The organism is Kitasatospora sp. NBC_01266 (genome assembly GCF_036242395.1).
Classification (GTDB): domain Bacteria; phylum Actinomycetota; class Actinomycetes; order Streptomycetales; family Streptomycetaceae; genus Kitasatospora.
On record NZ_CP108458.1, the window covers coordinates 6603606 to 6615176 of the forward strand.

9 protein-coding genes are annotated in these 11571 nt (G+C 72.1%); 8 read left to right on the plus strand and 1 reads right to left on the minus strand.

The features are described 5' to 3' along the window. Positions 1 to 29: 29 nt before the first annotated feature. Positions 30 to 4007: a type VII secretion protein EccCa gene (gene eccCa, locus OG403_RS28495; RefSeq protein ID WP_442911004.1), complete on the minus strand. Its 3978-nt coding sequence runs from the start codon at positions 4005 to 4007 to the stop codon at positions 30 to 32. A 136-nt stretch (positions 4008 to 4143) separates the two neighbouring features. Here eccCa and eccD point away from each other — a divergent pair, with 136 nt between their 5' ends. From eccD to OG403_RS28535, 8 genes are all read left to right on the plus strand, one after another. Beyond that, positions 4144 to 5526, plus strand: coding sequence for a type VII secretion integral membrane protein EccD (gene eccD, locus OG403_RS28500; protein WP_329569245.1), 1383 nt, complete (start codon positions 4144 to 4146; stop codon positions 5524 to 5526). A 53-nt stretch (positions 5527 to 5579) separates the two neighbouring features. Continuing rightward, the gene (gene eccB / locus OG403_RS28505; protein ID WP_329569248.1) at positions 5580 to 7028 is read left to right on the plus strand and encodes a type VII secretion protein EccB; all 1449 of its coding nucleotides are present in this window, start codon (positions 5580 to 5582) and stop codon (positions 7026 to 7028) included. 84 nt (positions 7029 to 7112) lie between these two features. After that, positions 7113 to 7463, plus strand: coding sequence for a hypothetical protein (locus OG403_RS28510; protein ID WP_329569250.1), 351 nt, complete (start codon positions 7113 to 7115; stop codon positions 7461 to 7463). 28 nt (positions 7464 to 7491) lie between these two features. After that, on the plus strand, positions 7492 to 7809 hold the full coding sequence (locus OG403_RS28515; protein WP_329569252.1) for a WXG100 family type VII secretion target: 318 nt from the start codon (positions 7492 to 7494) through the stop codon (positions 7807 to 7809). A gap of 15 nt (positions 7810 to 7824) precedes the next feature. Further along, positions 7825 to 8256, plus strand: a complete 432-nt coding sequence (locus tag OG403_RS28520; protein WP_329569253.1) for a hypothetical protein — start codon at positions 7825 to 7827, stop codon at positions 8254 to 8256. Positions 8257 to 8607: 351 nt separating this feature from the next. Beyond that, a complete protein-coding gene (locus tag OG403_RS28525) occupies positions 8608 to 10629 on the plus strand; it encodes a hypothetical protein (protein ID WP_329569255.1) in 2022 nt (673 codons plus the stop codon). A gap of 159 nt (positions 10630 to 10788) precedes the next feature. After that, positions 10789 to 11229 (plus strand): YbaB/EbfC family nucleoid-associated protein, encoded by a 441-nt coding sequence (locus OG403_RS28530; RefSeq protein ID WP_329569257.1) that lies wholly within the window; start codon positions 10789 to 10791, stop codon positions 11227 to 11229. Next, positions 11222 to 11524, plus strand: coding sequence for a hypothetical protein (locus OG403_RS28535; protein WP_329569259.1), 303 nt, complete (start codon positions 11222 to 11224; stop codon positions 11522 to 11524). Before OG403_RS28530 ends, OG403_RS28535 begins: the two co-directional genes overlap by 8 nt. The last annotated feature ends 47 nt before the right edge of the window (positions 11525 to 11571 follow it).

An 11571-nucleotide genomic window follows, 5' to 3' on the forward strand; every position in this document is an offset into this window, starting at 1 on the left:
CCGATCTGATGGGTGGGCCCCCGTCGGGACTACGGGCCCGTCAGCTCCGGCGGTTCACCGCCCTTGCCCAGGTGCCCGGTCTGCACCTGCACGGTGCGCCGCCGGGTGATGTAGAGGCCGCGTCCGGTGGGCAGCTGGCGCGGTTTGATGTTGCCGAACAGGTGCCCCTCCGAGGGCGGGCAGGAGAGCAGCAGTGCGGGCGAGTTGACCTCCTGGAGCTTGCGCAGCAGCGGGTCGTTCAGCGCCCGGCCGATCCCGTTGGCGCCGCGTGCCACGATCAGGTGCAGGCCGATCTCGGCGCCCTGGGCCAGGTCGTCGAGGACCGGTGCGAACGGGTGGCTGCCCGAGCCGGCCGCGACCAGGTCGTAGTCGTCGACCAGGATGAACAGTTCGGGTCCCTCCCACCAGTCGCGCAGCTTGAGCCTGGCGGGGCTGATGTCGGCGGCCGGGATCCGGTTCTTCATCGCGCGCGCCGCACCGTCCACGATCTGGCGCAGCATGTCGACGGCGACCGCGTAGCCGAGCTGGTACTCCTTGGGCACCACGTCGTACAGCTCGCGCCGGTAGTCGACCACCATGATCCGGGCCTCGGCGGGTGTGTAGCCCCGGGTGATGGACTGGACCATCAGCTTCATCAGGTTGGTCTTGCCGGACTCGCTGTCGCCGACCACCAGCAGGTGCGGGTTCTCCTCGAAGTCGTGCCAGAGCGGCGCGATCTCGGCGTCGTCCACGCCGATCGGCACCCGCAGTCGCCCTTCGGGGGACGGCAGTTCGGCGGCGTCCAGGGTGAGCGGCAGCATCCGCACCACGGGCGCGCGCGGCCCGGTCCAGTGCGCGGCCACGACGTCCACCAGGTCGGCGATGCCCTCGGCGAGGTCGTCGGTGCGGCCCGAGCCGTCCAGCCGTGGGAGCGCGGTCAGGAAGTGCAGTTGCTCGTCGGTCAGACCGCGGCCCGGCACCTTGGGCACCTTGCCGGCCGCCCGCATGTTGATCACCGAGTCGACCGGGTCGCCCAGCCGCAGCTCGAACCGGGTCTGCAACTGGTCGCGCAGGCCGCCGGCGATCTCGCCCCAGCGGGTGGTGGCGATCATCAGGTGCACGCCGTAGTTGATGCCGCGCTGGGAGATCAGGGTGAGGTGCGGCACCAGGTCGGTGAACTCCTGGCGCAGCGTGTTCCAGCCGTCGATCACCAGGAAGACGTCGCCGTGCGGGTCCTCGGTCAGTTCGCCGGCGGCCTTGCGGCGGCGGAAGTTGGACACCGAGTCGATGCCCAGCTCGGCGAAGTACTTCTCCCGCCGGGTGATGATGCCGTTGACCTCGGCGACGGTGCGCAGCACCCGCTCGCCGTCGTGCCGGCCGGTGACCCCGCCCAGATGCGGCAGGCCACGCAGGGTGGAGAGCGTGCCACCGCCGAAGTCCAGGCAGTAGAACTGGACTTCGCGCGGGGTGTGGGTGAGCGCGAGGCCGGTGATCAGGGTCCGCAGCAGGGTGCTCTTACCGCTCTGCGGGGCGCCCGCGATGCCGACGTGACCGCCGGCCCCCGACAGGTCGGCGGTCATCAGGTCGCGCAGCTGCTGGAACGGGCGGTCCACCACGCCGACCGGGACGGTGAGCGAACCGTGCGCCCCCGACTCGGTGGTCAGGCCGCGCTCGGGGTGCGGGGTGAGCGGTGGCAGCAACTCGTCCAGCGTGGGCGGCACGTCCAGCGGCGGCAGCCAGACCCGGTAGGCCGGCGGGCCGACGTCGTAGAGCTTGGCGGCGGCGATCGCCAGCAGCGAGCCGGCCGACTCCTCCTCGACCGGTTCCTCGACCACGGCCGGGAGTTGACGCGGCGTCACGTATCCGGTGCCGTAGGCCACCACCTGCCCGGCCACGACGGCCTGCTGGGTGGCGCGGCGCTTGGGCCGGTAGGGGCCGGAGACGTAGGCGGCCTTGAACCGGGTCAGGGTGGAGGTGTCACTGCGCAGGAAGCCGTTGCCGGGCTGCGAGGGCAGCTGGTAGGCGTCCGGGACGCCCAGCACGCCGCGGCTCTCCATCGCGGAGAAGGTGCGCAGACCGATCCGGTAGGACAGGTGGGACTCCAGGGCGTTCATCCGGCCCTCGTCCAACCGCTGCGAGGCCAGCAGCAGATGGACCCCGAGCGAGCGGCCGAGCCGCCCGATCATGACGAACAGTTCCATGAAGTCGCGGTGCGCGGCCAGCAGTTCACTGAACTCGTCGACCACCACGAAGAGCACCGGCATCGGTTGCAGCGGGGTGCCGGCCTCCCGGGCGGTCTCGTAGTCGAGCAGGGAGGAGTAGTTGCCGGCCGCGCGCAGCAGCTCCTGGCGGCGGACCATCTCGCCGTGCAGCGCGTCGCGCATCCGGTCCACCAGCGCCGCCTCGTCGGCCAGGTTGGTGATCACGGCGGAGGTGTGCGGCAGCGCGTCCAGGCCGAGGAAGGTCGCGCCGCCCTTGAAGTCGACCAGCACGAAGTTGAGCACCTCGGAGGAGTGCGTCATGGCCAGCGCCAGCACCAGGGTGCGCAGCAGCTCGGACTTGCCGGAGCCGGTGGCGCCGATCAGCATGCCGTGCGGGCCCATGCCGCCCTGCGCGGACTCCTTGAGGTCCAGGTCCACCGGACGCCCGTCCGGCCCCAGGCCCAGCGGCACCCGCAGCCGCTGCGGGATGCCGCGCTGCGCCCAGAGCGCGGGCACGTCCAGCGCGTTGAGGTCCGGGATGCCGAGCAGCGCGGTCAGGTCGAAGTCGGTGGCCAGCGGCTCGGCGGCCTCCACCGCGTCGCTGATCCGGTAGCGGGCCAGCCGCACGGCCAGCCGGTCGGCCTCGCGCACGGTCAGCGCGTCCGGGCGGCCCAGATCGGTGACCACGTCCTTGCGGTTGCGGTCCGCGCCGATCATCGCCAGCTTCCCCTCGGCGATCCGCAGCCGCAGGGTGGCACGGGACGGGCGCCACTCCAGGCTCTCGGCGAGGTCGATCAGCACGGTGTTGCGGTAGCCGGTCAGCGCGGCCCGGCTGCCCGGGTGCGCCCCGGGGCCGTCCAGCACCAGGACGGTGAACGGCTCGTCGCGGTCCGGCACGGCGTCCGGCTCGTAGGGCGGGCGGCCGGTGAACTCCTCGCCGAGCAGCTGCTCGGCCTCGACCAGGCTGCTCGCCACCAGCCGGACCGGTCCGGCGCCGTCGCTCTCGGTGGGGTGCAGCGCGTGCGGCAGCCACTTGGCCCACTCCCACTCACCGCGCCGCTCGGGGTCCACCACGATCGCGACCCGCAGCTCGTCCGGGCCGTGCACCACCGCGAGTTGGGCCAGCATCGCCCGCACCAGGGCCCGGCCCTGCGCCAGCTCGTCGGCACGCAGCAGCAGTTGGGCGAAGCCGCGCAGGTGGATCGCGATCGGCAGGGCGTCCACGGTGCCGTAGGCGTGGATGAAGCGGCGCAGCGCGTGCGCGCAGAGCGGCTCCAGGTCCTCCACCGGCTTGGTGGCCAGCGGCGCGAGCGGGGTGGACAGCCGCTGCGGGCCCAGGCCGAGCCGCACGTCGCTGAAGTCCGGGTGGGTGGCCCGCCGCTCCCAGAGCCGGGTGGTGCCCACCAGCGAGGCCAGCTCGCCCGGCTCCGGGTGCCGCCAGGCCAGCGCCGCCTGCTGCTTGACGATCGACTTGCGCACCTGGCGGCGGACCTGCGCGAGGTAGCGCAGGTAGTCGCGGCGCTCGGCGCGCAGCAACTGCTTGCGGTCGCTGGAGCCGCGGATCAGCTGGGTGACCAGCATGCCGATGGAGGAGAGCGCCATCATGCCGATGCCGACGTAGCTCATCGCACCGCCGCCCTCGCCACCCGGGCGCAGGAACATGAAGACCATGGAGAGCGAGCCGAGCGCCATCGGCGCCATGCTGATCACGCTCGCCATGCCGCTCTGCTTCTCCGGCAGCACCGGCGGCTCCTGCAGCTGGACCTCGCCGTCCGGCATCTCGGGCCCCGGGCGCCGCGGCGTTCGGTTGACCAGGACCACGCTCACCTAAGGGCTCCTCACTCACGCCTGCGTCCCTTCGGGGTGACGGACGGTGGGGCGGGACGGGTTCAGCCGACCGGTGAACGCTTTCGGCGGCCGGGTCCGTAGACCGGGAAGAGGCCGATCGTGGATGGGGAGTCGCGTGAACAGCAGTGCCGTCGCCGGGCTGTGCCGGTTGAGGTTCAACGCACCGGGCACAGCGTTCGAACTGGCCGTCCCGTCCGACGTGCCGCTGGCCGACCTGCTGCCGGCCGTGCTCGGCCACGCGGGCGAGGAACTGGCGGAGGCAGGCCTGGAGCACGGCGGCTGGGTGCTCCAGCGGCTCGGCGGGGAGCCGCTGGACGAGGAGCAGAGCACCGAGGCGCTCAAGCTGCACGACGGCGACACGCTCTACCTGCGCCCGCGCCGCGAGGCCCTGCCGCCGGTGCACTTCGACGACCTGGTGGACGGCGTGGCCACCGGCATGAACGAGCGCGGCGACAGCTGGCGGCCCGCGCTGACCCACCGGCTGGCGCTCGCGCTGACCATGCTGGCGCTGGCCGGCGGCTGGGTGCTGCTGGCCCTGCCCGGCGCGACCGGTCCGCGCGTGGCGGCGGCCGCCGCCACGGCGGTGCTGCTGCTGCTCGGGGCCGCCAGCGCCGCCCGGGCGATGGCCGACCCGGGCGCGGGCACCGCGCTGGGCGCCGCCGCCGTTCCCTACCTGGCGCTGGCCGGGCTGCTGCTGCCCGGCGGGCCGAGCGGCGACGTGCTGCTCGGTGCCCGGGTGCTGGCGGCGGCCTCGGCGGCGGCGGGTGCGGCGGTGCTGGCCCTGGCGGCGGTCGGCGGCTCGGCGCCGCTCTTCCTCGGGCTGGTGCTGGTCGCGGTGCTGGGGGTGCTGGGCGGCGCGCTGGTGCTGGGCGGACTGGCACTGGATCAGCTGGTGGCCGTGATCGCGGTGGCCGCCGTGCTGATCGGCTCGTTCGTCCCCTCACTGGCCTTCCGGCTCTCCGGCCTGCGGCTGCCGATGCTGCCGCGCAACGCCGACGAACTGCAGGAGAACATCGAGCCGTTCGCGGCCCCCGCGGTGCTGAGCCGCAGCCTGATCGCGGACGACTACCTGATGGCGCTGTACGCGGCGATCAGCGTGGTCTGCGCCCTCTGCCTGAGCCTGCTCGCCTTCACCCGCGGCTGGGCGGCTCCGGCGCAGGCAACCGCGCTGAGCGTGCTGCTCCTGCTGCACGGCCGGGCGATCGGCAGCATCCGCCAACGGCTGACCGTGCTGCTGCCGGGGGTGTACGGCGTGGCGCTGCTGCTCGCCAGGCTGGCCGTTGCCCAGCAGGCCGGCGGTCACCTGCTGCTGCTGGGCGCGCTGCTGGCGCTGAGCGCGGCGCTGCTGGTGGTGGCGTGGACGGTGCCGGGGCGGCGGCTGCTGCCGTACTGGGGGCGGTTGGCGGACATCCTGCACACCCTGAGCGCGATCGCGCTGCTGCCGCTGGCGCTGCTCGCCTGCGGTCTGTACCACGCCCTGCGGGCGATGAACGGCTGAGCTCCACCGGTTGGTTGAGCGTTGAGTAGGGCCGAACCAGGAGGAGAAGCAGGATGCAGTCCCGACGCGACCAGGTGCAGGCGCACCTGTTCGTGATGAGCAGGCTCGCCTCCGGCATGCTGCGGGCCGAGCCCGACACGCCGGACACCCCCACCGGGCGTACCACCAGAGGCGCCATGACCGGCCTTCTGCTCGGCGTGCTGATCGCCCTGGTGGTGACCGTCTACGGGCTGATGAAGCCCGGTGGCAGCGTCGGCTGGCAGAAGCCGGGCGCGCTGGTGATGGTCAAGGAGAGCGGCGCGCGCTACCTCTACGCGGGCGGGCAACTGCACCCGGTGCTCAACGAGGCCAGCGCCAAGCTGCTGGCGGGTGACCAGATGTCGCTCCAGCAGGTCAGCGAGGCCTCGCTGAGCGGCGCCCGGCGCGGCGCCCCGGTGGGCCTGGTCGGCGCGCCGGACGCGCTGCCGACGGCGGACGAACTGGTCCGGGGCGCCTGGCTGGCCTGCGGGGTGCAGCAGCCCGCGGTGGCCCCCGCGACCGGCGGCAAGCCCCAACTCGCCCTCAGCATCGCCCCGGTGGACCAGGGCACCGCGCTGACGGCCGATCAGGGGACGCTGGTCGCCGCCCCGGACGGCAACAGCTACCTGCTCTGGCAGGGCCGCCGGCTGCGGGTGGACCGCCAGAACGACGCGCTGCAGGCGCTCGGCTACCCGACCGCGGCCGCGTTCCCGGTCACCGCCGCCCTGCTCGACACGCTGCCGGTCGGCCCCGACCTGGCCGCCCCCGACATCCCGGGGCGCGGCACCCCGGGCCCGACGCTGGCGGCCAGGCCCACCCGGCTCGGCCAGCTCTTCACCGACCCCAGCGGCGGCCACTACGTGCTGATGTCCGCCGGCCTGACACCGCTCACCACGCTCCAGTACGACCTGTTGCGCGGTGACCCGCGCACCCAGAGCCAGGCCTACGCCGGCGCGGCGGGCGACCCCGCGCCGATCGGCCCCGACGACCTCGCGGCGCACACCGCCCCCGGCCCCGGCCTGCCCACCGGCCTGCCCAGCACGCCGCCCGCGCTGGTCAACCCGGGCCCGGCGCAGGCGGTCTGCGCCGACCTGCTGCCGGGCACCGGCGGCAACCCGGTCACCACCGTCACCGTGCTGTCCGCCGCCGCCCTCGGCGGCCTGGCCCCGGACGCCGAGCCCGGGGTCGCTCCCGGCTGCGCGCCCGCCGACCTGGTCGCGGTGCGCCCCGGCGCGGGCGCGCTGGTCCGCGCGCTGTCGGGGGCCGGCACCGGGACGAGCGAGTACCTGGTGGCCGAGAACGGTGTGAAGTACCCGCTGCCGTCGGCCGCGGCCGTCAAACAGCTCGGGTACACGGGTGCGCCGGCCCAACCGGTGCCGCAGGCGCTGCTGGCCCTGCTGCCCAGCGGGCCGGGGCTGGACCCGGCGGCGCTGACCGGCGGCGGCGTGGTGGGACCGGCCGCAGCCGCCTCGCCGTGCGGCTGAACCCCGCCGCGGAGCAGGGACGTTGAACCGAGTAACGCGTCTCCGGGCCAACCGCGGTCCGGCGGATCGAAGGGAGGAGCAGCGGTGAGCACACCGATGCTGAGCAAGGACAGTGGGGCGTTCCAGCAGGCGATCGCCACGCTGGAGGACTACACGACGCAGATGCGGCTCGACTACCTGCTGGTCGAGCGGATCAACGAGGAGGTCCAGAAGGGCTGGATCGCCGGGGCCAGTACCGCCTTCCAGGGTCGGATCTCGGACTGGCTCACGGGCTACAACGCCATCATGACGGCCTTCCGGGCCTTCACCGAGAGCACCTCCAGCACCGCCCAGATCCTCGACAAGGCCAACGAGGACGCGCTCGCGGAGGTGCACGGGGGCGGCGGCGCTTCCAACGACATCGCCAACATCCTGTCCGGCAAGTCCGGCAGCTGACCGGCAGACAGAACGAAGGAGAAATTCCATGGGATCCAGTGACGGTCTGCCGTCGGACATCCAGCTCCAGCACGAGTCGATCGACCAGGCCGCTGACGAACTGAACAGGGCGGCGGCCAACATGGACAGCAACCTGACCGAACTGTCGGGAAAGCTGCAGCAGTTCGTCAACAGCGACGCCTTCCAGGGTGCGGCCGCCACCGCCTGCCAGGAGGTCATCAAGGTCATCCAGCAGCGGCAGAGCGGCATGCTCTCCGACCTCCAGGGCAGCGCGGCCACGCTCAACTCGATGCACGAGACGATGAAGCGGGCCGACGGCGCGGCAGCGGCGGGCTACGGCCAGTAAGGGAGTTGAGCGCTGATGAGCGAGGCCAAGCTGGTAGCGACGGACGCGGGCTTCACGAGCTTCGTGGTGAACTTCCAGGCGTTCATCAACGATACGACCGGCGGCAATCGCGACATCGCCAACCTCCAGACCATCGCCACCGGTGACGCGAAGGCGGGCAAGGAGTCGGACCCGACTCGATTCGACGCCCTGCTGCCGGGCAGCGGAGTGGTCGGAACGGCGCTGGCCGCGAAGTACAAGTCCTTCTGCGGCGATCTCTACGGCGCGATCTCCGGCATGGGGAAGACCTTGAACGGGATCTCGGCGGACATGATCGACGCGAAGGGGAAGCTGCACAACGGTGAGACGGACGCGCTCACTGCAGCCCAGGTGATGTCGCTCCTGAGCGACGTCCTGGGGGGCGGGTCGACCGTGCCTCCCGTCAACCCGCCCGGCGCGGGTAGCTGACGCCCACCGCCGGTGGGGGCGCGGCACTTCCTCCACCGGCGGTACGCCGCCCGACGCAGAAACAGGCAAGCCAGGAGGTCCGGTATGAGCACTCCCCCCCAACCCCCACCCGACCAACACCCACCCGACAACTTCAATCCGCCATACAAACCGCCAACCGGTGGGTCGCTCCCGTCCTACAAATGGGAGAACGCGCTGAAGGCCTTGGCCCCCTCCACGTTGACCGATGCGGTCGTGGACCGGAGCACGGTCGCCGATCCGACGAAGCCGTGGATCGGCGGCCACGACCTTGTGTGGGACAGAGCCCTCAGCTCCGGTGATCTCGGGGTGGCGGACCTGTGGGCGACGTGGGTGAACAAGAATGGCAAGACCGTCGCCGCTCTCTACGCCACGCTGGACTACACCACGTGGGACGGGACAACGGGTGCGGTAAGCAACTACACGCACTTCTTCAACAGCCCTGGCCAGATCCTGGGGGCGCTACCGGCGCAGATCGACAACGACACCGCGAGCGAGCTCAGTTTCACGGCGGCGCACACCCTGGTGACCAACGTTGAAAATTGGCTCGACACGCAGAGCGGTGTGGTCGGGAGCTGGCTCAAGAACATCGACGCCGACGACAGTGACCTGCAGGGGTCGGCCGCCGGTGCGCTGAAGGGGGTTCTGGAGAGCTTCCAGGGCCAGATCGACTCGCTCCGCACCCAGTTGACGATGCCAATGCCCGGGCCCAACGGCAGCACGGACCTCATCAACATTCCGCAGGCGATGACCGACGCCGGCGCAGCGCTGCACACTGCCGCGACCGGGCTGTGGACTGATTTCCAGCAGTGGCGGGACGGGGCGAGCGCCGGCTCGAAGTGGACCGGGCAGCAGGAAGGCTCGTGGACCGTCCTCGAGCCGTCCACCGCCACGGAGGCCACGCCGATCGTCGCCTCCCTGAGCGCCTTCAAGGCGGCGGTGGCCAAGCTGACCGTGCACACGGATGCCAACGGCAACTTCGCCTGGATCAGCGGCGGCCCGTCGATTGATCCGAACTGGTGGTCCGAGATGAACGCGGCCGCCATGAGCACCTGGCTGAACTACGTCGGCGTGCTCGACATCATCGCCGGCAACTACATGACGCCGCTGGAAACCCAGTTCCAGACCACCACCGCCACGATGCGTACGCTGGTGGTGCCCCCGCTGTCGGCGCCGTCGGGCACCACGCCGCCCGGCGGTGGTGGCGACACCGGCGGTGGCACGCCGCCGCCGGTGGTGCCGCCACCGGGCCCGAACAAGGACGACGTCATCCCGCCGCCCAAGACGGGCGGCGGTGGGAACGGCAACCTGGGCCTCGGCGGTGGTGGGAACGGCAACCTGGGTCTTGGCGGTGGCGGCGGCCAGGCACCGCTACTCGACAAGAACGGCAAGCCGCTGCTCGACAAGAACGGCCAGCCGGAGTTCGTGCCGCCGGGCACCACGATCAACAGCAAGGGCGAGCTGATCGGGCCCGACGGCAAGCCGCTGCTCGGCCCGGACGGCAAGCCGCGCTTCGTGCCGCAGGGCACCACGGTCGGCCAGCCGAGCTCGACCGGTGGTGGTGGCTCCATCGGCATCGGCGGAGCCGGCGGACTCGGCGGCAACTTCAAGGTCCCGGTCGGTTCCAAGATCAACGCCGACGGCACGGTGACCGGGCCGGACGGCAAGCCGGTGCTCGACGCGAACGGGAACCCGGTGGTGCTCGCGAAGGGCTCCACCATCGACAAGGACGGCACCGTCCTGGACGCGAACGGCAAGCCGGTCCTCGCCCAGGACCAGCTGCTCACCGACGAGGAGCACGCGTTCTCGCAGCCGAACGGCGGGCTGCAGCTCGGCGGCGGTGGCACGGGTGGCGGCAGCTACCTGCCGCCGCTCACGCTGGGCGGGTTCGGCACGTCCGGCGACCTCGGGCTGGGCGGCCTGGGCAGCGGCTCGCTCGATTCCTTCGGCAGCTCGGGCAGCGGACTCGGCGGTGGCTCGGGACTGCTGTCGGGCGGCGGCGGTGGGACGACCGCCCTGGGCCCGCCGACCATCGGCACCGGTGGCCGGCTCCCCAGCACGGTCGTCTCGGGGGACGAGAGCGGCGCACCGGGGGCGCTCGGGGAGGAGCCGGGCGCGCTCAACGGCGAGCAGGCCGCCGCCGAAGCCGCGGCCGAGGAGGCCGAGCTGACGGGCCGTTCGGTGGCGACCACCGGCGGCGGCTCGATGATGCCCCCGATGGGCGGCATGGGCGCCGGGGCGGGCGGGCAGGCCGGCCAGGGCGGGCAGGAGCGGCAGCGCACCACCTGGCTCAGCGAGGACGAGGAGGTCTGGGGCACCGACTCCGGCGCGGTGACCGGGGTGATCGGTCGCTGAGCGGCCGCGTGGTCGACCGCTACGGGGCGGACCTCCGAGGGCTCGAACCTCGGGGGTCCGCCCGTCCGTAGGAGTCAGTGACGACCACAGGCCGACCTGCTCGGGCCCGACGCCCGAAGGGTCCGGAGCAGGCCACCCGAGAACACGGAGGTACCGGCGATGACGTCCTCGCTCACCGAACAGATCGAGCAGGCGATGGCCGAGCTGCAGGAGCAGCAGACCAGGATGGCCGAGACAGCCAGGGAACTCCAGTCCGCCACCGCCACGGTGACCTCCAAGGACCGGATGGTCACCGCGAAGGTCGGAGCACAGGGCCAGGTGGTCTCGCTGACCTTCAACAGCACCGCCTACCGCTCGATGGCCCCCGCCCAGCTGGGCGCTCTGCTCACCGACCTGCTGAACGAGGCGCGCGCCGAGATCGGCGACCGGGTCATGTCGTCGATGAGCTCCTTCCGCGGGATCGGCGAGGCGCTGCGGGCCTCGATGACCGACGGCACCGAACTGGACGAGCTGCTGGCCCCGTTGCGCTCGATGCGGCCGGGCTTCGACGAGGAGCAGGCCCGGCGCAACCGCCAGCGTCAGGAGGAGTTCCGTGGCTGAGAAGCTCACCGCGCTCAGTGACCTCAAAGCCACCTTCGCGAAGAACTTCCCGCTCATGACGCAGAAGCTGGACGAGATGCAGGAGAAGGTCACCTGGGTCAGCCAGAACAACGACAAGGCGGCCGGCGACGACGACCTCGGCAAGCAGTACAAGTCCCAGGTCACCGCGCCGACCAAGAACCTGAGCGACCTGATCCAGCAGCTCAACACCACCTTGCAGAGCGCGGGCCAGGAGGGCCAGAACACCTCCGACGTGCTGAACAAGGGCGACCAGGACGCGAAGGACCAGGTCTGACCTCGGTTCGCCCCGAGCTCTGACGATACGACAGGAGTGCACACGGC

Excerpts from the sequence above, each read along its gene's own strand:
- eccB (WP_329569248.1), top strand. The coding sequence starts at position 5,580 with ATGCAGTCCCGACGCGACCAGGTGCAGGCGCACCTGTTCGTGATGAGC.
- OG403_RS28515 (WP_329569252.1), top strand. The coding sequence starts at position 7,492 with ATGGGATCCAGTGACGGTCTGCCGTCGGACATCCAGCTCCAGCACGAG.
- OG403_RS28520 (WP_329569253.1), top strand. The coding sequence starts at position 7,825 with ATGAGCGAGGCCAAGCTGGTAGCGACGGACGCGGGCTTCACGAGCTTC.
- OG403_RS28530 (WP_329569257.1), top strand. The coding sequence starts at position 10,789 with ATGACGTCCTCGCTCACCGAACAGATCGAGCAGGCGATGGCCGAGCTG.